Below are 21,991 nucleotides of genomic sequence, written 5' to 3'. Positions count from 1 at the left end.
GCGCGTAAGTTACCACAGAACATATTTATTAATTGTATGTATTTAGTAAAGAAAGTGAATTATTTCTGGAAGATAACGGTCAAAGCCAATAAAACTATGGTAGCCCCCTTGTTCACACGTCACTTTACATTGTTCGTATTTTTTAAGCGCTTCTCGATAATCTAATACTTCATCTTCCTGCTGTAAGAGTACCCATATATTTCGGGTCTCATTAATATTTTCAACATTTAATGCGATAAGCTGCTCTATGTAACTTTCATTAATATCATAACGTTGTTGCAAATAAGGGTGTAATTGCTCACCTTGGTATCGAGTTAACAACAAACCTGGAGTGACAGCGGGATTAATTAATAAGACGTTGACTGCGTACTGCTGTGCTACTTTAGTCGCTAAAAAACCACCTAAAGAACTTCCCATTACCGCTATTTCACAATCTTCATACTGTTTGAAAATAGCTTCAATGACTGTCCACATATCTTTGGGTAAGACCGGAAGCTGTGGACATACAAAATGAATATCAGGATGGTTCAGTAATAAGTAGTCGCGCATTTGTTGCGCTTTTAATGATGCAGGAGAACTATGAAAACCGTGTAACGAAAGCAACACTTTAGTTATTTTAGGCTCTGTCATTTTTCCTCTTTTAAACTTATATATTAATAACCCGTCGCATTGACATCAGTCTTAAATTCACCAATATCAATACGTTCAACTTGAGTAGTTATTTTACCTGATTTTGTTAAGACTAAATAGCGATATCCCGGTGCTTTATCATCAACAGCGAATTCATTATTTTGGGGCTTGAACTGCACACAAGTCGATGGACTCGTTAAATACCGAACACCTTCTTTTTCAACATCAAATTCTTGGTGAACATGGCCCGATAATACTGCATTTACGTTATCAAATTGACTAATTAAGGCGATGAACTGTTCATTATTTTTTAATATATGTTGATCTAACCAAGCAGATCCAACAGGCAGAACATGGTGATGAACGGCTATTAACGTGTGTTTATTCGGATACTGTTGGAGTTTTTCTTCAAGGAAAGTAAGTTGAGATTCACTTAAATGCCCATAAGGCACACCAGATACTTGTGAATCTAATAATATAATTTGCCAATATTCACTGACCAATTGCTTTGCCTGTGCTAATCCTTCTGATAACAAAGAAGGCAGCATAACCTCCTGCATATCGTGATTACCTGGTAACCAATAACAAGGCATTTTTAACGTTTTAATACGGTCACTAAAATCGACGTAAGATTGGGCTGAATGATCTTGGGATAAATCACCCGTGCACAGTACAGCTGAACATGTACCAGCATATTTATTCGCGTGCTTAATCACGGCATCATAACTTTCTACCGTTTTAATACCTAATAAACCTTTCTCGCGGTTAGCAAAAAGATGGGTATCAGTGATTTGTAATAACTTAATATCACCTATAGGATCGGGTACTAGGGTTGCGACACTCTGATTTACACCATTCATTTAATATTTATTTCGCTCTTTCTATAGTTAGAAGCACTACTCTTAACGGCAGCTTTCATTTAAATTGAAGCTATTTATTTTACCATCGTCAAAAAAATGAAAATAATAAAATAACAAAAAATGTCGGCAATGCCTCATTTTTATGAAATGAAAGGTTAAATTTGCAGAAAAGACTAGATATTCAAGCCTTGTTTGTAATTCAACTCTAACCACTGTAAACCAATTATTGTCGCTGCATTATCAATTTTACCGGATTTAACCCATTCATAAGCTTGTGTTCGAGGAACAACATGAACACGAATATCTTCACCTTCATTATCAAGTCCAAAAATACCACCAACATTAGTACTATCAACATTCGCAATAAATAGATCTAATGTTTCTGTCGTCCCACCAGGGCTAACAAAATAACTTAACATAAACTGGCATTCTTCAATGACTAACCCTGCTTCTTCAAAGGCTTCACGTTTTGCCACTTCTTGAGCGTCCTCTCCTTCGTCGATCATTCCAGCAATTAGTTCCAATAACCAAGGTGATTGTTTACTTTCCATCGCGCCAAATCGGAATTGTTCAACTAAGATCACAGTATCTTTTTCTTTATCATAAGCTAATAGAGCAGCGGCTTTGCCTCTTTCAAAGAATTCACGTTGGATTGGTTCACTCCATTCTCCTGAAAATAGCTTATGTTTCAAAGTAAACTTATTACACTTAAAGAAGCCTTTATAAAGTGACTCACAAGCTAAAACCTGAACGTCATTTTTATCGTACATACTTAGATTCCTTTTATTTCGTTTTAATTTGCTCTAACTAAAATAACAAAAAATAGTGTATATTATATTTTTATAATATGCTTAACCTTCACTTAACCTTATTGTTGTTAGCCTTACTTAATATAAGCATAAAAACATAATCTATAGGATCTTCTTGCCATGAATTTAAAACGAATCTATATCGCTACATTATTAGGTTTATCAAGTATCGCAGTGAATGCTGATACTTTAAAACAAGTATACGAAACAGCTAAATATAAAGATCCTGTTATTCTAAAAAGTAAAGCTGAGTATGATGTATTTGCTGAGCAAATAAATGAATCTAAAGCCGCTTTATTACCACAAATAGGGTTTGGTTTAGAAGCGAATAGACTTATCTCAACCAAAGATACTAAAGATTACACTAACTACGGTGCAGACATAAACCTAACACAGTCTATTTATAATGGTTCGTACTGGAAAAATGCAGATATTTCTGAAAAACAAGCAACTCAATACGCCACTATTTATGGTTATGCAGCACAAACATTATTATACCGAGCATCCGTTGCTTATTTTGATGTGTTAAGAGCAAATGAAACGGTAAAATCAACAGAAGCAAACAAACGCTCAGTTGAACGTCAACTAGAACAAACTAAACAACGTTTTGATGTTGGTTTAATTGCCATCACTGACGTGCATGAAGCACAAGCAGAATACGATAGAACCGCTGCTGATTTAATTACAGCTAAAAATACATTAGCAAATAGTTACTATGTTTTACGTGAATTAACTGGTGAAGATGTAAAAGAAGTTGCTTATTTAAACACTGACACTTTTGACCCAAAAACTCTTGAAGGTGATGTTACAAATTGGCGTAATAAAGCGTTAGAGCATAACTTAGATTTACATGCTAAACGTATCGCTAAAGAGCTAGCAAAAATGAATATTGAGTTAGCAGAAAAAGGTCATGGCCCAACCGTTGATTTCACTGCCGACTTAGATTACGACAATTATGATTATGATAATGCGAGCTCAAGTTCATACAGCGGTACTTCAGCTGTATTTGGCCTTCGCTTAGATGTACCTATTTATACAGGCGGTGCAATTACGTCAAAAGTTAAACAAGCACAATACAGTTATGTAATGGCAAGCCAAGATTTAGTATCAAGTTTTCGTAGCACTGAAGCAGATATTAATAGTGGTTACAACAACGTTCAAGCCTCTGTTAGCTCTATTCAAGCTTATGAGCAAACAGTTATTTCATCACAAAGTGCATTAGATGCAGCTGAAGCTAGCTTTGAAGTGGGTACCCGTACGATTGTAGATGTATTAGATGCAACGAGAAGTTTATACGAATCTGAAAATTTATTAGCTAACGCTCGTTATGATTACATCATCAATATGATTCAATTGAAATTATCTGCAGGTACACTTTCTGAACAAGATATTTTTGATATTTCAGCTGGACTCGTTGAAGCAAAAAAACAATAGCTTATTACGATTAAAAATTAACTTTAAAATAATTTAAAAATAGAAAAGGGAAGCAAATGCTTCCCTTTTTTTGTATATTAAAAACGATGTTCACAGCAGAAGAATTAGAGCTCGTTTCGAATTGTTTTAATGATTTCAGAGGTAGAGCAACCATCTTTAAATTGTAAGACTCTCACTTCACCACCGTTAGCAATAACCTCTTCACCGCCTGCTATTTCTTCTGGTTTGTAGTCTCCACCTTTCACTAACAAATCAGGTAAGACACCCGCAATCAATCTTTGTGGTGTTTCTTCAGTAAACTCAACGACCCAATCCACAGCGCCTAACCCAGCTAATACAATCATGCGACGGTCGACAGGATTAACCGGACGCCCTTCGCCTTTTAGGCCACGAACAGATTGGTCACTATTTACAGCAACAATTAACCGGTCGCCCTGCTCTCTGGCAGTATTTAAATACGAGACATGACCTGCATGTAAAATATCAAAACAGCCGTTAGTCATCACGACTTTTTCACCACGGTGTTGTGCCAGCTTAACGGCCAGCTTTAATTGCTCTTCCGTTAAGACACCAAAACCAATCTCTTGTTGGCTATACACGGCATTCGCTAATTCAATGGTGTTAACGGTTGACGTGCCTATTTTACCGACCACTACGCCAGCACCTGCATTGGCTAATGCACAGGCATCTTCAAAACTACTTCCAGCCGCGATAGACGCAGCCAAGACGGCCATCACCGTATCACCAGCGCCTGTTACATCAAAGACTTCCTGTGCTTGAGTTGGCAGGTGAAATGGCGCTACATTTTCACGAATCAATGTCATGCCGTGCTCACTACGCGTCACTAACAATGCGTCGAGTTGTAAATCGATAACCAATTGAGTTGCACGATCAAATAACTCTTGGTCGGTTTTACAATGACCAACGACTTCTTCAAATTCAGATAAATTAGGGGTTAATAATGTTGCCCCCCGATATTTTTCGAAATCAGAACCTTTAGGATCAACTAATACTTTAGCGCCACGACTTTTTGCTAATTGGATCATATTCTGTATATCAGACAATGAACCTTTATTATAATCAGAGAAAACCACCACAGGGTTTTCACCAGTAAGCGCTTTAGTCATATTGTCCATGATTGCAGCGCTATCCACGTCAGCAAATGAATCTTCAAAATCAAGGCGTATTAACTGTTGATGGCGGCTGAGTACACGCAACTTTGTAATAGTCGGTACATTAGGTACCGTAATGAAATCTGTCTTTATGTGCACAGAGCGTAAACTATCTTGAATAGCTTGTGCAGCCTCATCCTCTCCAACCAAACCGACTACCGTTGAAGTGGCACCTAATGCCGCAATATTTAATGCAACGTTAGCCGCCCCGCCTGGACGCTCTTCAATTTGCTTTACATTCACTATTGGTACAGGTGCTTCAGGAGAGATACGAGTAACAGGACCATGCCAATATCTATCTAACATGACATCACCAACGACTAGTACATTGGCTTGGTCATATTCAGGTAAAGTTATTTTCATTTTATTCTTCTCTAGTCGGTATATCGGCTAAGATTATCACAGCCGCTATAAAATCACATTTTCAAAATCGAATATTTTAAATTTACGTAATAAGTAATCAAAAAATGAGATAGATGGGTAGATAAAAATATTGAGCAGAAGCAGAAATAAAAGTAATTTAATTAAATAATAAAGAGAAGTGATTAATATTCAGGTAACTTTTTCATACAAAAAAGCAATATCAACATAATTCCAATTAACATCAGCTGTAATGCCATTTGCTCAATCAATAAAATAGAAATAAGAAAACTAACCACGATACTTAAATAAATAGCAGGTTTACGCTGTTTATTAATTTTTTTATGAGTTTGCCAATGCCTTAAATCGTCACCGATACCGGGTAAATTAAGTAACCATGCTTGAAATGTTGGAGAGCTTTTAGAAAAGCCAAATAATGCGAGTATAAAAAAAGGCGTTGCGGGTAACAAAGGTAAAATAATGCCTAATAGTCCTAGTAAAGTAGCAAAGCAAGCAGTCACAAATAAAAGATATTTTATTAAATTTTGTCGCATCAATCTTACCTTAAGATCTAATTACATTAGGTGATTGGATAGTTTTAATTAATAGTTAAAAAAATCCCAAAAAAAAGGCCTGCACTAAGCAGACCTTTTTATTATAGCAATTTTGCAACTTACATTTCTCAGCTAATATACATTAGCTGAAAGAATGAAATTACTTACCTAGCTTCTCTTTAATACGAGCAGCTTTACCAGTAAGTTCACGTAAGTAGTAAAGTTTAGCTTGGCGAACCAGACCGCGACGTTTAACTTCAACGCTTCCTACAAGTGGGCTGTGAGTTTGGAATACACGCTCAACACCTTCACCGCTCGAGATTTTACGAACTGTGAATGCTGAATGTAAACCACGGTTACGCTTAGCAATAACAACACCTTCAAATGCTTGAAGACGCTCTTTTTCACCTTCTTTTACGCGAACACGTACAACAACAGTATCACCTTGAGAAAACTTAGGGATGTCTGTGCGTAGTTGTTCGTTTTCAATTGCTTGTAAAATATTACTCATTTTAATACCTTTTAATTCTAGTTAACTAATAACATCGCTGTTTAGTTGGAGCCACTATCCAGAGCAGCAAGCAATTTTGCTTGCTCGTCAGTCAGAGCTAGATTTTTTAATAAATCGGGTCTTCTTTGTCTCGTGCGCTGTAATGATTGAGTTAATCGCCATTGACGAATTTTCTCGTGATCACCACTTAATAAAACACTTGGCACTTGTTTTCCATCTAACACCTCAGGTCTTGTATAGTGAGGGCAATCAAGCAAACCATCCGCAAAGGAATCTTGCTCTGCTGATTGGCTATGACCCAAAACACCCGGTACAAAACGTACCACTGCGTCCATTAAAATCATTGCCGGCAGCTCACCACCACTTAACACATAATCACCAACAGACCATTCTTCGTCTATTAAGCTTTCGATTATGCGCTCGTCTATTCCTTCATAGCGCCCTGCCACTAATATCAAAGCTTGAGAGCTTGATAACGACTGTGCGCCTTGATGGTCTAAACGTCGACCTTGAGGAGAAAGGTAAATCACCTTTGCCTCATGCCCTGCTTCTCTTGCAGTCTGTTTTGCTGCGTTGATTGCATCCCGTAAAGGTTGCACCATCATCAGCATTCCAGGCCCACCACCATAGGGACGATCATCGACCGTTCTATGTTTATCTAATGTGAAATCACGTGGATTCCAACACTCAATAGAGAGCAAGTTATTTTTAATCGCTCGACCTGTTACCCCATTCTCGCTAATGGCCCGAAACATGTCCGGGAAGAGGCTAATAACCCCTAACCACATAACTTTTCTCCTAGGGTAATTAGAAATCAGGTTCCCAATTAACTGTAATTAGTTGGCCTGTAATATCAACATTCAATATCACTTGCTCTTCGATGAACGGAATTAACCGCTCTTTTTGACCAAAAGCATCATTCGAGTTGGCTTTTACAACAAGCACATCTTTAGAGCCTGTTTCCATCAAATCAGTGACAACACCAAGATGATAACCTTTGTCAGTATTAACCTGACACCCGACTAAATCTCGCCAGTAGTAGTCTGCTTCCAATTCAGGAAGGTTAGAAGGGTCAACTAAAAGGTCAAGGCCAACTAGGGCTTGAACTTCTTCGCGAACATCATAACCAGCTACTTTTGCAACAAAACCTTTATTGTGACGTTTCCATTCAGTGATATTCACTTCTTGGAATGTCCCATTAGATTTCATTAACAATGGTTTGTATTGAAAAATGCTTTCTGGGTCATCGGTGTAGGAGTGGACTTTTAACCAGCCTTTGATGCCATATACCGCACCAAATTTGCCTATCTCTATTGGTTCTGCTTGTTCGCTCACCTAATATCTCCTTCACCTAACTGCAATTAAGCAGCTACGGCGTTATCTTTTACTAATTTAGCTACACGATCACTTAGCTGTGCGCCAAGACCAACCCAATGGTTGATGCGATCTGTATCTAAACGTAATTTTTCTGCTTGACCTTGTGCAGTTGGGTTAAAGAAACCAACTTTTTCAAGGAAACGACCGTCACGTGGGCTACGGCTATCTGTTACTACCACTTGGTAGAATGGGCGTTTTTTAGCGCCACCACGAGCTAAACGAATAGTTACCATATCGTCCTCTATATATATTGTTAAACGTCGAAAGTCAGTGAATTCTGACCACCTGCTTCTGTAGAAAGCCGCAAAATTATACTCTTATTTGAGAAAAGAACAATCAAAATCACAGTTTACAAATCATTCAAAGTCTGAAAAAGCAAAAAGCCCCGTTGAATACTATTCAACGGGGCTTTTAAATCACTTTAGTAATTGAATTTACTAATGATTATTTTTTACGGAATCCGCCTAAACCAGGTGGTAATCCAGCACCGCCACCAGCACCAGGCATACCGCCGCCCATACCCGGCATCATGCCTTGCATACCGCTCATCATTTTACGCATGCCACCGCCCTTACCTGACATTTTTTTCATCATTTTTTGCATTTGCGTAAACTGTTTCAGCAACTTATTAACATCTTGAATCTGTGTACCAGAACCAGCGGCAATACGACGCTTACGTCCACCTTTAATAATTTCAGGCTTAGCACGTTCTTTCTTGCTCATTGAGTTAATAATCGCTTCCATTTGATTGGTTGCTTTATCATTCACTTGGCTTTTCATTGCATCAGGAATATTCGACATTCCTGGCAATTTATCCATCATGCCCATCATGCCGCCCATGCTTTTCATTTGCACAAGTTGATCACGGAAGTCTTCTAGATCAAAACCTTTACCTTTTTGAACTTTTTTCGCTAACTTAGCCGCTTTATCTTTATCAACTTTAGTTTCAAGTTCTTCAATTAATGAAAGAACGTCACCCATCCCTAAGATTCGAGAGGCAATACGATCTGGGTAAAAAGGTTCTAAAGCATCAATTTTTTCACCCATACCGATAAACTTAATGGGTTTACCAGTAATGTGACGAATTGAAAGTGCAGCACCACCACGCGCATCACCATCAGCTTTCGTTAAGATAACACCGGTTAACGGTAATGCTTCATTAAAGGCTTGTGCCGTATTTGCAGCATCTTGCCCCGTCATTGCGTCAACCACAAATAACGTTTCTATTGGGTTAATAGCTTGATGAAGATCTTTAATTTCATCCATCATTTCGCCATCGACATGCAAGCGACCTGCAGTATCGACAATCACGACATCAATGAATTTCTTTTTCGCATGTGCAATCGCGGCATTCGCAATATCAATTGGCTTTTGGCTAATATCACTTGGGAAGAACTCAACATCAACTTCAGCAGCTAATGTTTCCAATTGCTTGATCGCAGCTGGACGGTAGATATCGGCACTCACTACCAATACTGATTTTTTCTCTTTATTTTTTAGTAGCAATGACAGTTTAGCAACAGAAGTGGTTTTACCCGCCCCTTGTAAACCCGCCATTAATAAGACTGCTGGCGGTTGTGTTGCTAGGTTTAAGTTTTCATTCACTTCACCCATTGCCAATTCAAGTTCGTTTTGTACAACTTTAATAAAGGCTTGACCAGGGTTTAAACTTTTGGCAACTTCTTGTCCAATAGCACGTTTTTTAATTGCTTGAATAAAGTCACGAACAACAGGTAATGCTACATCGGCTTCTAATAAAGCCATACGCACTTCGCGTAACGTGCCTTTAATGTTATCTTCTGTTAATCGGCCTTTACCACTGATATTTTTCAGTGATTTCGATAATCTGTCCGTTAAATTCTCAAACATGTTTAAGTCTCATAGCTATAAATTATTAGGATTTTATACATTATACGCATTTATGCTTTTTCAAAATAGTATTAACTTCTCATCCGTTCAATAAAGCTTATAATGTGGGCACTTAAAAGACTCATTTTATGAAAATAGGTACCAATATATGGATCAACTAGCAATTATCAGCATTGTGTTTTATTTATTAAGTGGCTTACTAGCTGGCCGACAATTATTTTCTCCTCAAACAACGTCAAGTTTACCGATCATTGTGTTATCGAGCGTGGCTTTATTAACCCATGCCCTTTGGTTATATCAACATATTCTATTAATTGATGGCCAAAACCTGCCTATTCTTAATGTCGTGTCATTAGCGAGCTTTGTGATTGCGGCACTCTCATTAATAATGAGTAAAAAACTCAATACAGGTGTACTGTTACCGATAGTATATGGCTTTAATATTATTAACTTTGTCGCTGTTATGTATTTACCAAGCCATTACATTACTCATTTAGAAAATCATCCAGGTATTGGCTCCCATATTATTTTAGCTATATTAGCCTATGCGATAACAACGATAGCCAGTTTATTTGCCTTACAACTCGCTTATGTAGACTATCGATTAAAAAATCATAAATCGCCTGTGACAAGTTTAAAGTTGCCACCATTAATGACGCTTGAAAAAAGTTTGTTTCAACTTATTCTGATTGGTTTTATCTTATTAAGCGGGACTTTAGTCACTGGATTTGTATTTTTAGAAAATATGTTTGGTTCAGAAAGTGGGCACAAAGCGATATTGACCATGATAGCTTGGGTTATCTATGCAACCTTATTATGGGGCCGTTATAAAAAAGGATGGCGCGGTCGTTTAGTTATCTACATAACCATTGCAGGTTCATCATTGTTAACACTTGCTTACTTTGGTAGCCGTGTTGTACGTGAAATTATTTTATAACGCGACAGCATTAACTTAAACCAGTTAGCTATTAGAACCGCTGAATTAACCTCAGCGGTTTAATTTTATCTAAACACCTTCTATATATATTATTCTCAAACCTAAAGATGATTAAATAAAGCCTACAACAAAGCGCTATAAGTAAATACAAAGTTAATTAAAACCCGCTTTTAAACAGCTTTGCTCTAAAATTTCATTATGATTACCTTGAATCTTTTGAATACGCTTAGCTCTCTCACATTCCCATTGATCAACAGGGTAAGTTTTATCCCAAGCATTCATTAACTGGCGTTGCTGACGACTCATCTTGTAATTAGCATACAAGTTATCCATGTATAAATAAGTACGCGCAATAACACCACGACTCGCTGTTGGTGGCTCAACTTTACGGCTCTCTATTTTAACAGCACAACTACCAAAACTATTGTCTACAGAGCCCAACATAGCAAAGTTATAGTTGCTACGGCTTGCATTAACCGAACCAATAGCAGGATAAAGGTTATACATATCGGCTTGCATATATCTAAACTCAGAGTTTGCTTTTTCTGCACAGCGACGCCCTTTATAAGCCTTCCCTTTGCTATTAACACAAACTTCTGCGCCACTACGCCATTCACTAAAATTACGCCCAAAGTTTTCCGCAGGTACAACATGTTCCCATTCTACGCGTTTTGCTCTTTTTTGATATTTGATGCTTTCGAAGCCATTTGGCGGCGTAATGTTTTTATTACTGTCAAATTCAGCCTGGCAATATAAAGTGTGGCGTTCATGTGAGGTTAAATAAATTTCTTTTTCTAGCTTCTTTTTAGCACTTGAAAAGGATTGTATTTGAGTATTTTCTGCATTCACTAATAATGAGAAAGGCAATAAAGATAAAACAATTAATGATTTGATAATAATAATCCATTAGACAAAAGGGAGTATTATCTAATTTTACAAGCGTAATATACAAGCCATTATATGAAATAAAATCATCGTGTTAGCTGTTATTAGACAAAGATCAATCATCATAAAAACCGCTCGTCACTAATGGCTTGGAAATATTTATAACGAATGATTTCAGTTAATCGTACTTTATCTATTAATGAATAAATTATTTCGACATATAATGAATGCACAGACTTAAATTCTATTATTACCGGGTTGAAGTCGGTTTCTATCGAAAATACGTTTTTTATAACCATTTTTAGCAAATCTACTTTGTTATATCTGCTTTTCTTCGATAGTATCAAACTCATTATATTTAATTTTTTTATAGCAACTATCGAGAGAACTTTTGAACGACATACCCATAAGTGCACTATTTATAAGCTTAGTTATTTTAATCATTATTTCAGCTTACTTCTCTAGCTCAGAAACAAGCATGATGTCTTTAAACCGCTATCGTTTACGTCACCTAGCGGCAGATAAAAACAAAGCAGCACTACGCGTTGAAAAGCTATTAAATAAGCCAGACAAGTTAATTGGTTTAATTTTGATTGGTAATAACTTAGTTAATATTTTGGCCTCTGCTATCGCCACTATTATTGGTCAACGTTTATTTGGTGACGCAGGTATTGCGATCGCAACGGGGGTATTAACTTTTGTGATTCTTATTTTTGCTGAAGTGACCCCTAAAACATTAGCGGTTATTTACCCAGAAAAAATAGCGTTCCCTAGTTCAGTGCTATTAGCACCATTGCAAAAACTACTCAGCCCTTTCGTTTGGTTTATTAATGGTATTTCAAATGGCTTATTAAGAATTTTCGGTATTAGTATCCATAATCAGAGTGACAATGCCCTTTCTAGTGATGAATTGCGTTCAGTAGTCCATGAAGCAGGCTCTATGATCCCAGAGCACCATCAACAAATGTTACTCAGCATTTTAGAGCTAGAAAAAGTCACTGTTGATGAAATCATGGTCCCACGTAATGAAATAGCAGCGATCGATATCAATCAAGATTGGGATACTATTTTAAAACAATTAAGACATCGTACTCATACTATGACGTTGCTGTACCGAGATACCATTGATGATTCGATAGGCTTTTTACACGCTCGAGATTCGTTACTTATCTTATTAAAAGAAGAGTTTACTAAAACCACATTATTACGAAGTGTACGCGAACTATATTTTATTCCAGAAGGCACCCCACTCAATACACAGCTAATCAAATTCCAACAAAATAAAGAACGTATGGGATTAGTGGTAGATGAATACGGTGATATTCAAGGGCTAGTCACCTTAGCAGACATTTTAGAAGAGATTGTTGGCGACTTTACAACAACACGTGAACCGCATAGTTCAGAAGAAATCCATAAACAACAAGATGATAGTTACATTATCGAAGGTAGTTTAGGTATTCGAGACTTAAACAAAGAAATGGGTTGGTCTTTACCGACCGATGGCCCACGCACTCTGAATGGTTTAATTCTTGAACACCTTGAAACGATTCCAACCTCAGCGGTTAGTACACGTATCTGTGGCTACCCAATGGAAATAATGGAAGTCGAAAATAACATGGTTAAATTGGTAAAAATTATTCCTCACCTCTATACAGAGGAAAGTGAATAAGTCGACTTGTTTAATAAAGTTGTTCAATACATAAGTAAAAAATAACAAAAAGCAAACTACTGGTTTGCTTTTTTGTTTTCTAATATATTCAATCAGAAGTACTTTTAAATTCGAAAAATACCTTCTCTATTTTATCTTTTTAAACATTCGATTTAAAAAGTGTTTATAAATAGAACTAGATCACCTTTGATACATATCAAGAATACTTTTCAAAACATTGTAATAATAAGCGCTCATTAGTTAATTTCCTTTCTAGAGGCTTAGTGTTTATATGAACCATGCAATCAATAATTTAAACAACTTGAATAAAGAAGCTATTAGCTCAGAAAGCCTCGATAATCCTGTTTCTACCGCAAGCGAATATGGATATAAGAAAGCTAATAGAGGTTTATTACACTCTTTTGGCCTGTCTATTTTTGCTGGTATTTTTATCTCAATTGCTTTCGTTTTCTATATCACGGTAACCACTGGCTCAAGTGCTTCATGGGGTATGACAAAATTTGCAGGTGGTTTTGCTTTTAGCTTAGGGCTTATTTTAGTGGTGGTTTGCGGCGCAGAGTTATTTACAAGCACGGTATTAAGCAGTGTCGCTTGGGCGCAAAAAAGAATCTCCCATAAACAATTGGTTAACTATTGGATTCGAGTCTATTTAGGTAACTTTGTCGGCGCGATGGTCATGTTACTGTTAATCGTAGGTGCCAAAATGCACCTGCAAGACGGTGGACAATGGGGAATCAACGCAATGCTCATTGCACAACACAAACTTCACCACACTTGGATACAAGCTTTCTCACTCGGTATTTTATGTAATCTACTTGTCTGCTTGGGTGTATGGATGACATTCTATACAAAAGACGTGTTAACCAAAGCAATATTACTTATTTTGCCTGTCACCATGTTTGTTAGCAGTGGATTTGAACATAGTATTGCCAATCTATTTATGGTGCCTTTAGGCATTGCTTTACAACATACCTTTTCGCCAGAGTTATTGATTGAGCTAGGTTATAACGCAACGAGCTTTGCGGATTTAACCATCAGTCATTTTGTCATTAATAACTTAATTCCAGTCACATTAGGCAATATTGTGGGGGGAGCTGTGATCGTCGGGTTAGGAAATTGGTTTATTGAAAAGTCACCTATCAGCAAAAAACAGTAAGAACATGACGATTGAATTTGAATTTACAGTTTAGAGGTTAGAGATTAGAGATTAGAGATTAGAGATTAGAGATTAGATTTTAGAGGCTACAGTTTAGATACAAGGCAAAAAACAAAAAGGCTTCATGATAGAAGCCTTTTATTTAGAGTCAGACCACATTAAGCACTAAAGCTGTTGTAGTTGCTCTGCTGATAGTGAGATATCGTCATTTTTATTAACGCCAACACCCGCATCGATAATAGCTTGAGCAATTTGTTTTGCTTCTACTAGAGAATGCATTTCATAAGTACCACATTGAAATTCGTTTAGCTCTGGAATTTCATTTTGGTTTTCAACATTTAATACGTCTTGCATTGCCGCTAACCAAGCTTTACCCACTTGATCTTCTGTTGGCGCACCAATTAAGCTCATGTAAAAACCCGTACGACAACCCATTGGCGAGATATCGATAATCTCAACGTTATCACCATTCAAATGATCACGCATAAAACCAGCATATAAATGCTCTAATGTATGAATCCCTTTTTCCGATAGGATATCTTTATTAGGCGCAGTAAAACGTAAATCAAATACAGTGATCGTATCTTTGCTTGGTGTTTGCATCGTTTTAGCAATACGTACTGCTGGCGCTTTCATAATAGTATGATCAACGGTAAAGCTATCTAATAATGGCATAGTATTTCCTTTCAACTTTATTAATAATTATTGGTTGCCGATACTCATCAGCAACATAAAGCTCGTTATGTATAAAAAAATCGCCATAACCAGCTTGAATCTAAATTTTCTTGGCAGCCTTTTAACTGTGTAGCGTATTGTCTAGCACGCGTATCCACTTTGCGAGAAACTTTTAACAACCAAGGCTTTTTATTGTAGCTTTTCTTTTTATAGCCAGTCCAACCTTCATGGTAATTTAAATACTGTCCGTACGCATCCCACTTAGAAATACCATTTATGTTATTGGTTTTACTGGTAAACCATCCCATAAAGTCAATCGCATCAGAAAAATCATCTCGACTCGACCAATTGTTGCCCGTTTCACTTTGATAATCATCCCACGTTCCATCCAGTACTTGCGCATAGCCGTAAGCACTGCTGACTCGTCCAATAGGTATAAACCAAAAATACTGCATTGGCGGCGCGGCATCATGTATAAAATCACTCTCTTGATACATCATTGCCATTGGAACATGGATTGGTGTTCCCCAGCGTTGATTCATTTCCTTTGACGCGCTATACCAATCTCTATTTTCGAAAAATATATCACAAATATCTTCAGGGTTTTCAGGTGGTGTAGCACAAGCCATTAAAGATAGAGGAAAAGCTAGAACAAGTATTTTCTTAAATAAATTCATTATTAATGTTAAACCTCTAGGCTAATGGATTAAGCAATAAGGGGTTAATAAAATGTTTAATGATAAGAATGGAACACATCATGATTATTGATAACAATAACCATGATGTGTTTTAAAGAATAGCAATGTTAAGCAGTAATATTAACAATAACGTTAAACCTTATTCCTTTTTAGCATTTTCAAAATAATCTGCTAAAAAGTCAGGAAACGTTAACGTATCCGCTGCTTCAATCTGTTTTTGTTTATCGATTGATTGTGACTTTTGTTCAGCAAATATCTCTTCAGACCAAATGACATAAGATTGTTCTTCTAGCTCTGTTTTATATTGCTTACTCAGCGTTAATGCTAAAGAGCCATTATCACCTTGAGATTTTATAATACGGTTTAAAATACGTGCTGAACTGGTATTTTCTGAATGCTCAAAACGCGGGCTAATATGTTTCATTGCATTTTGATAACAATCATCTTTACTATTTTTATCGAGTAAAACAGCCATCTCAGCAAGTTGTGTATTTAACCATTCACCCCAACCAGCAACATCATGGCTTTGATCAGCAATCGTCAACGTTAGTTTCGGATCACGTCCACGAGTCACTACTTGGCTAAAGTTATCAGCACAAGCTTGGTACTCTTGTTGAGATAACTCAGGAGATTCAACACTTGCACACCACGTTAAGAACAAATCTAAGAAATGAACTTGTTCTTTAGTAATCCCAAGTTTACAAAATGGATTAACATCTAAAGAACGAATTTCAATGTATTCAATTCCACGCGCTTTTAATGCTTGAGAAGGGGTTTCATTGCTTTTTTGAACACGTTTAGCGCGGATAGAAGCATATAATTCATTTTCAATCTGCAAAATATTGTCATTTAACTGTACGTATTCACCGTCTTTAACAACACCCATTTCAGTAAACTTAGGGTCTTTTTTAGATAAAGCAACACGCACACTCGCCAAATAAGAATCTAAGTTGTTATAACAAATATTCAAATCAGCTTGAGAACTACTCGTATAACCTAGGTCGCTAAGGCGCAATGACGTGGCATAAGGTAAATAAATCGTCCCCTTGCCTGTATTTTCAAAAGGTAGTTTAGTTTCTTTACCTTGTAAAAACGATTTACAAATAGCAGGTGAAGCACCAAACAAGTAAGGAATAACCCAACCATAACGTAAATAGTTTCGAATCAGCCCCATGTAACCAGCTGATTGAGCTTCTTTTCCCGTTAATGGTGAGTCATGTAACTCAGCCCATGTATCCCAAAAGCTAGCGGGTAATGAAAAGTTGTAATGCACACCTGAAATAATTTGCATCATACTGCCATAACGGTTTTTCAAACCTTGGCGATAAGTGGTTTTCATTTTACCAATGTTAGAGCTACCGAATTGTGCTAATTCAACGTGATCTTCACTTTGAACATAACAAGGCATACTCATTGGCCATAGGTATTGTTCACTAGGCAAATTCAATACAACATGATGATGAATATCATTGAGATAATCAAAAAGCTGATCAACACTGTTTGCTACAGGCGTAATAAACTCTAATAAGCTTTCAGCAAAGTCAGTAGTGATTGAGGTATGCGTGAGCGCATTACCATAAGCACTAGGATGTGCTTCTTGAGATAATTTACCATCTACATTTACACGTAGTGTTTCTCGCTCAATGCCACGACCAAACTCAGTGAGACTCTCAGGATGTTGGTTAAGGAAATGAATGCGTTGTTGGAAGTTTTTAGCCAAAGTAAGCCCCAGAGTAAATTTTTTAGAGGGCTAACTCTAACACCTAACTTCGTTGAACTAAATAAGGATTTCATTGAAACGCTTCATATATTGATACTTTAAACAAAGTTTAAATTAATCTATGAGACGCTTTAAAGCATTAGATTTGAGTTTTATAAACGTATGTTAATTAAATCTATTTGATTTTATCAATCCATTTATATCTTTGTCAGTTCATCTGTCGAGCTATGGCCATAACACCACGATGCCTAACAAAAATAAATAACGTATACTTTTACCGATGATAATATTAATAAATGCAGCTGTTTTAGGTAATTTAAGCCACCCAGCGAAAAGACAAATAACATCACCAATAACCGGCAACCAACTTAATAGCAAAGCAACATTCCCCCACTTTTTACAGAGTAATAATACTTTAGGATATTTTTTAGCGGCTTTTTCTTGTCCGAAGTGAATGTAGGAGCCCAGTAAATAAGTCACAATCGAACCTAAACTATTACCCATAATCGCTACGAATAAAAACCCCCACTTTAATGACAACTGCTGTTTAAGATAATAAACAAACAACACTTCTGAGCCACCGGGAAATAAGGTTGATGAAATAAAGGCACTACTAAACAACAACCAATAATCAATCATTCATTACCCTTAAACAAAATGCACACCATCAAAAATCCCCATCCAAACACCCATCAAAAACTAGCTTTAACATTAATACAGAAACTAAAATAGAAAGTCAGTTATAAAAGACTTGGATTCAGATAACAAAGCTAAACAATTAAGCTTAAACAAAAAACTAGCCATAAAAAAGGCCACTAAAAAGTGGCCTTAATCAATAATGCTAAAACGTCAGGGCTATTTAACCAACAATCGCCAATAACACTCCGGCAGCAACTGCACTACCTAATACACCAGCCACATTCGGGCCCATTGCATGCATTAATAGGAAGTTATGCGGATTAGCTTCAAGGCCCACTTTATTAGCAACACGCGCAGCCATCGGAACAGCTGATACACCCGCAGCACCAATCAATGGATTGATAGGACTCTTAGAGAAGCGGCCCATAATTTTTGCCATGATCACACCAGATGCAGTACCAATAGAGAAAGCAATCGCGCCTAACCCTAAAATACCTAACGTTTCTAAGTTCAAGAACTTGTCCGCAGATAATTTAGAACCAACACCTAACCCTAAGAAAATAGTCACGATGTTGATCAACTCATTTTGAGCAGTAGAACTTAAACGATCAACAACACCAGACTCACGCATCAAATTACCTAAACAAAACATACCTACTAGCGGTGTTGCAGCTGGTAAGAATAAGATTGTCATAAATAAAACAGCAAGTGGGAAGATGATTTTTTCTTTTTTGCTGACTGGACGTAATTGCTCCATCTTAATCTCACGCTCAGCTTGCGTTGTTAATGCACGCATAATTGGCGGTTGAATAATTGGCACTAACGCCATGTATGAATAAGCAGCAACGGCAATCGCCCCTAACAAATCAGGCGCTAACTTAGAGGCTAAGAAAATAGCCGTTGGCCCATCAGCACCACCAATGATAGCAATCGCAGATGCATCAGCAAGACTGAACTCAAAACCAGGTACTAGGTTTAATAGAATTGCGCCAAATAACGTTGCAAAAATACCAAACTGAGCAGCCGCCCCTAAAAACAACGTTTTAGGATTAGCGATCAACGCACCAAAATCAGTTAATGCCCCAACACCCATAAAGATAATTAACGGGAAGATCCCCGTTTCAATACCAATATGGTAAATGTAATAAAGCATGCCGCCTTCATCATTAAAACCAGCATTAGGAATGTTCGCTAAAATAGCGCCAAACCCAATCGGTAATAATAAAAGAGGCTCAAATTTACGCACGACGGCTAAGTATAATAGCAAACCACCTACCGCCATCATTACTAACTCTGGCCATTCGAAATTTGCAATTCCGGTATCAGCCCACAGTGTCATTAATCCATTCACGTTATCTTCCTTAACCTATTACGAACAGTGATTCGCCAACAGTAACTGCATCACCCTCTCTGATGTTAACGGCCTGTACTGAGCCTGATTTTGGAGCGCGAATTTCTGTTTCCATTTTCATCGCTTCCATAATCACCAGCACATCGCCTTCATCAACGTGATCGCCATTATTTACTAATACTTTAAATATGTTACCCGCTAAAGGTGCTGGTACATCTTCGCCTTCAGCGCTAGCAGCAGGTGCCGCAGTATTAGCAGAAACCGTTGCATTGACTTGGCCTCCAGCTTGCACTGGCGTAATACCATCAATACTACCTTTAGGACCGACTTGTACATTGTATAATTGACCATCAACAGACACAGAGTAAGACTCAGGCTCTTTGCTCGATGGAGCCGCTACCTTCATATCATCAGCGCTTGGCACTGGTTCAAATGCATCAGGATTATTACGATTTTCTAAGAACTTAAGGCCAATCTCAGGGAACAATGCATAAATTAACGCATCATCAATTTCAGTATCAGCAAGCTTAATGCCCTTTTCTGCGGCTAACTTTTTAAGCTCAGCTTCAATCGTCGCCATTTCTGGAGCAATGTTATCAGCAGGACGACAAGTAATGGCTTCAGCGCCATCTAAGACTTTAGCTTGTAGTTCAGCATTAACAGGTGACGGTGTCGCGCCATATTCACCTTTTAAAACACCCGCGGTTTCTTTGGTAATATTTTTATAACGTTCGCCCATCAATACATTGATCACGGCTTGTGTACCAACAATTTGAGACGTTGGTGTCACTAAAGGAATTAAACCAAGATCTTCACGAACACAGGTGATTTCTTTTAATACTTCATCCATCTTATCGGCAGCACCTTGCTGTTTAAGTTGGCTTTCCATATTAGTTAACATGCCACCCGGTACTTGTGCTATCAAAATACGAGGATCAACCCCTTTCAATTCACCTTCGAATTTCACATATTTTTTACGCACATCGCGGAAGTAAGCAGAAATATCTTCTAGTTTATGTAAATCTAACCCCGTATCACGCGCTGTACCTTCAACAATAGACACTAATGTTTCCGTTGGTGAATGGCCGTAAGTCATACTCATTGAAGAGATAGCACTATCGATAATATCAACGCCCGCATCAATTGCTTTTTGTTGACTCGCTAAACTAAGGCCCGTTGTTGCATGACAATGCAATGCTAATGGAATATCAGTACACGCTTTAATTTTAGTCACTAACTCTTCAGCAACATACGGCTTTAACAAACCAGCCATATCTTTAATACAGATAGAGTGCGCGCCCATGTCTTCCAAACGCTTCGCCATATCAACCCAACCATCGATGGTGTGGACAGGACTCGTCGTATAAGAAAGCGCACCCTGAGCATGAGCACCAATTTCAACAGCTGTTTTAATCGCCGTCTCAAAGTTACGTACATCATTCATTGCATCGAAAACACGGAATACATCGACGCCATTAGTGTGAGCACGTTCGACAAACTTCTGTACAACATCATCGGCATAATGACGGTAACCTAATAAGTTTTGCCCTCTTAACAACATTTGTTGAGGCGTATTTGGCATCGCCGCTTTTAAAGCACGAATACGATCCCAAGGATCTTCACCTAAATAACGAATACATGAATCAAAAGTAGCACCACCCCAAGTCTCTAAAGACCAATAGCCTACTTTATCTAATTTCTCTGCGATAGGTAACATATCGTCAATACGCATGCGTGTTGCAAATAATGATTGGTGTGCATCACGTAAAACAACTTCGGTGATTGCGAGAGGCTTAGACATATTCACTTGCTCCTTTATTAATTCTTTATCCATTATACTGCTTGGGATTTACGGTATTGTTGTACTGCGCTTGTGATAGCGGCAACAACTTGAGGGCTTACTTGTGTTTGACCAGCTGCTTTAGGTGCTGCAGCCGTTTTACGTTGAGGGGTAATAACGGGTTTATCCGCTGGAATATATTTTGCCATTAGGTTAATACAAATAAAGAGTAACCCTAAAAACATATAAACAAATGCCATGCCGAGACCCAGTAGCATTAACGCGGTAACTAAAGACCCTGAAATATCCATAAATGTATCCTTTCCTTTTCTAAATGCTCATAACAACTCACCACTCACACATAAAAATGAATAATTATTCAAATTCTATATATATTTAACAAGTTGCAAAGATGCGAGCTTTGAGTACTTATCACGATTAAAACCATGTAAATAATAAACATCAACCATCAAACCACTTTGCTCAATAACCCTTTAATCTATATCGTTATTAGTAGAATAATGTTTCGCAGATGGCTATTGTACTGCTTTGGACAATAAAATGAAAGAAATGGAAGTTGACCTAGTTTACAGAGTTTATATTTAAAATGAGGGGCAGAGAGAAAACAATAGAAAAGATCAATCAAGGCAGGTATAGCAAGGCGATTCGCTTTGATTAATTATGCAGAAGAGCGATTTAGTGAGGTAAAAACAAGTTAAAAAATGAATAGTTATGCTAAATAAATGCATTAATAATAAAAATTAGAAAATTAACAGAAAAGTACCGATAGGGATTGAAATAAAAAGTAAAACAAAGATAAAGTAAAGAAATGGTGCGGGTGAAGGGATTCGAACCCCTGACCGCCTGGTTCGTAGCCAGGTACTCTATCCAGCTGAGCTACACCC

At 37.4% G+C, this 21,991-nt stretch carries 21 protein-coding genes and 1 pseudogene; 4 read left to right on the top strand and 18 right to left on the bottom strand.

The window, feature by feature from the left end:
- Nucleotides 1–42: 42 nt before the first annotated feature.
- From Q0794_RS16450 to nudF, 3 genes and pseudogenes are all read right to left on the bottom strand, one after another.
- Nucleotides 43–630, bottom strand: a complete 588-nt coding sequence (locus tag Q0794_RS16450; RefSeq protein WP_298943716.1) for a YqiA/YcfP family alpha/beta fold hydrolase — start codon at nucleotides 628–630, stop codon at nucleotides 43–45.
- Nucleotides 631–653: 23 nt separating this feature from the next.
- Nucleotides 654–1,490, bottom strand: a complete 837-nt coding sequence (gene cpdA / locus Q0794_RS16445; RefSeq protein WP_298943714.1) for a 3',5'-cyclic-AMP phosphodiesterase — start codon at nucleotides 1,488–1,490, stop codon at nucleotides 654–656.
- Between the two features lie 173 nt (nucleotides 1,491–1,663).
- Nucleotides 1,664–2,263: pseudogene (gene nudF, locus Q0794_RS16440) on the bottom strand (ADP-ribose diphosphatase); the annotation flags it as partial.
- A gap of 156 nt (nucleotides 2,264–2,419) precedes the next feature.
- Between nudF and Q0794_RS16435 the strand changes: the two are divergent.
- Nucleotides 2,420–3,733: a TolC family outer membrane protein gene (locus Q0794_RS16435; protein WP_298943712.1), complete on the top strand. Its 1,314-nt coding sequence runs from the start codon at nucleotides 2,420–2,422 to the stop codon at nucleotides 3,731–3,733.
- Between the two features lie 104 nt (nucleotides 3,734–3,837).
- Here the strand turns inward: Q0794_RS16435 and hldE are convergent, their stop codons facing one another.
- The 7 genes from hldE to ffh all read right to left on the bottom strand — a co-directional run bounded on the left by hldE (nucleotide 3,838) and on the right by ffh (nucleotide 9,576).
- The gene (gene hldE, locus Q0794_RS16430; protein WP_298943710.1) at nucleotides 3,838–5,268 is read right to left on the bottom strand and encodes a bifunctional D-glycero-beta-D-manno-heptose-7-phosphate kinase/D-glycero-beta-D-manno-heptose 1-phosphate adenylyltransferase HldE; all 1,431 of its coding nucleotides are present in this window, start codon (nucleotides 5,266–5,268) and stop codon (nucleotides 3,838–3,840) included.
- A 182-nt stretch (nucleotides 5,269–5,450) separates the two neighbouring features.
- A complete protein-coding gene (locus tag Q0794_RS16425) occupies nucleotides 5,451–5,819 on the bottom strand; it encodes a DUF454 family protein (RefSeq protein ID WP_298943708.1) in 369 nt (122 codons plus the stop codon).
- Nucleotides 5,820–5,979: 160 nt separating this feature from the next.
- A complete protein-coding gene (gene rplS / locus Q0794_RS16420) occupies nucleotides 5,980–6,330 on the bottom strand; it encodes a 50S ribosomal protein L19 (protein ID WP_025563547.1) in 351 nt (116 codons plus the stop codon).
- A gap of 41 nt (nucleotides 6,331–6,371) precedes the next feature.
- Entirely contained in the window at nucleotides 6,372–7,118 is a 747-nt protein-coding gene (gene trmD, locus Q0794_RS16415) for a tRNA (guanosine(37)-N1)-methyltransferase TrmD (protein WP_298943706.1), read from the bottom strand.
- Between the two features lie 19 nt (nucleotides 7,119–7,137).
- Nucleotides 7,138–7,665 carry a ribosome maturation factor RimM gene (gene rimM / locus Q0794_RS16410; protein ID WP_298943704.1) on the bottom strand — a complete coding sequence of 176 codons (528 nt, stop codon included), beginning with the start codon at nucleotides 7,663–7,665 and terminating at the stop codon, nucleotides 7,138–7,140.
- 26 nt (nucleotides 7,666–7,691) lie between these two features.
- The gene (gene rpsP, locus Q0794_RS16405; protein WP_025563544.1) at nucleotides 7,692–7,940 is read right to left on the bottom strand and encodes a 30S ribosomal protein S16; all 249 of its coding nucleotides are present in this window, start codon (nucleotides 7,938–7,940) and stop codon (nucleotides 7,692–7,694) included.
- 211 nt (nucleotides 7,941–8,151) lie between these two features.
- The gene (ffh, locus tag Q0794_RS16400; RefSeq protein ID WP_298943701.1) at nucleotides 8,152–9,576 is read right to left on the bottom strand and encodes a signal recognition particle protein; all 1,425 of its coding nucleotides are present in this window, start codon (nucleotides 9,574–9,576) and stop codon (nucleotides 8,152–8,154) included.
- A 148-nt stretch (nucleotides 9,577–9,724) separates the two neighbouring features.
- Here ffh and ccsA point away from each other — a divergent pair, with 148 nt between their 5' ends.
- Entirely contained in the window at nucleotides 9,725–10,513 is a 789-nt protein-coding gene (gene ccsA, locus Q0794_RS16395; RefSeq protein WP_298943699.1) for a cytochrome c biogenesis protein CcsA, read from the top strand.
- A gap of 153 nt (nucleotides 10,514–10,666) precedes the next feature.
- Here ccsA and Q0794_RS16390 read toward each other — a convergent pair whose 3' ends face one another.
- Nucleotides 10,667–11,380, bottom strand: a complete 714-nt coding sequence (locus Q0794_RS16390; RefSeq protein WP_298943695.1) for an endonuclease — start codon at nucleotides 11,378–11,380, stop codon at nucleotides 10,667–10,669.
- Nucleotides 11,381–11,789: 409 nt separating this feature from the next.
- Between Q0794_RS16390 and Q0794_RS16385 the strand changes: the two genes are divergently transcribed.
- Nucleotides 11,790–13,067, top strand: a complete 1,278-nt coding sequence (locus Q0794_RS16385; RefSeq protein WP_298943693.1) for a CNNM domain-containing protein — start codon at nucleotides 11,790–11,792, stop codon at nucleotides 13,065–13,067.
- A 271-nt stretch (nucleotides 13,068–13,338) separates the two neighbouring features.
- Complete coding sequence (focA, locus tag Q0794_RS16380; RefSeq protein WP_298943691.1) at nucleotides 13,339–14,223, top strand: formate transporter FocA; 885 nt, start codon at nucleotides 13,339–13,341, stop codon at nucleotides 14,221–14,223.
- A gap of 165 nt (nucleotides 14,224–14,388) precedes the next feature.
- On the opposite strand, the gene luxS is transcribed toward focA, so the two are convergent.
- The 7 genes from luxS to Q0794_RS16345 all read right to left on the bottom strand — a co-directional run bounded on the left by luxS (nucleotide 14,389) and on the right by Q0794_RS16345 (nucleotide 21,397).
- A complete protein-coding gene (luxS, locus tag Q0794_RS16375; protein ID WP_298943689.1) occupies nucleotides 14,389–14,898 on the bottom strand; it encodes an S-ribosylhomocysteine lyase in 510 nt (169 codons plus the stop codon).
- Between the two features lie 65 nt (nucleotides 14,899–14,963).
- Nucleotides 14,964–15,575, bottom strand: a complete 612-nt coding sequence (locus tag Q0794_RS16370; RefSeq protein ID WP_298943687.1) for a hypothetical protein — start codon at nucleotides 15,573–15,575, stop codon at nucleotides 14,964–14,966.
- A 160-nt stretch (nucleotides 15,576–15,735) separates the two neighbouring features.
- A complete protein-coding gene (gshA, locus tag Q0794_RS16365; RefSeq protein ID WP_298943682.1) occupies nucleotides 15,736–17,316 on the bottom strand; it encodes a glutamate--cysteine ligase in 1,581 nt (526 codons plus the stop codon).
- A gap of 225 nt (nucleotides 17,317–17,541) precedes the next feature.
- On the bottom strand, nucleotides 17,542–17,955 hold the full coding sequence (locus Q0794_RS16360; protein WP_298943680.1) for a YqaA family protein: 414 nt from the start codon (nucleotides 17,953–17,955) through the stop codon (nucleotides 17,542–17,544).
- A 220-nt stretch (nucleotides 17,956–18,175) separates the two neighbouring features.
- Complete coding sequence (locus Q0794_RS16355) at nucleotides 18,176–19,306, bottom strand: sodium ion-translocating decarboxylase subunit beta (RefSeq protein ID WP_298943678.1); 1,131 nt, start codon at nucleotides 19,304–19,306, stop codon at nucleotides 18,176–18,178.
- 10 nt (nucleotides 19,307–19,316) lie between these two features.
- Nucleotides 19,317–21,107 carry a sodium-extruding oxaloacetate decarboxylase subunit alpha gene (oadA, locus tag Q0794_RS16350; protein ID WP_298943677.1) on the bottom strand — a complete coding sequence of 597 codons (1,791 nt, stop codon included), beginning with the start codon at nucleotides 21,105–21,107 and terminating at the stop codon, nucleotides 19,317–19,319.
- A 32-nt stretch (nucleotides 21,108–21,139) separates the two neighbouring features.
- Nucleotides 21,140–21,397 carry an OadG family transporter subunit gene (locus Q0794_RS16345; protein ID WP_298943676.1) on the bottom strand — a complete coding sequence of 86 codons (258 nt, stop codon included), beginning with the start codon at nucleotides 21,395–21,397 and terminating at the stop codon, nucleotides 21,140–21,142.
- Nucleotides 21,398–21,991: the final 594 nt, after the last annotated feature.

The organism is uncultured Psychromonas sp., assembly GCF_947489755.1.
Classification (GTDB): domain Bacteria; phylum Pseudomonadota; class Gammaproteobacteria; order Enterobacterales; family Psychromonadaceae; genus Psychromonas.
Note: the sequence above shows the minus strand (reverse complement) of the source record. Positions and strands in the feature narration are given on the sequence as shown.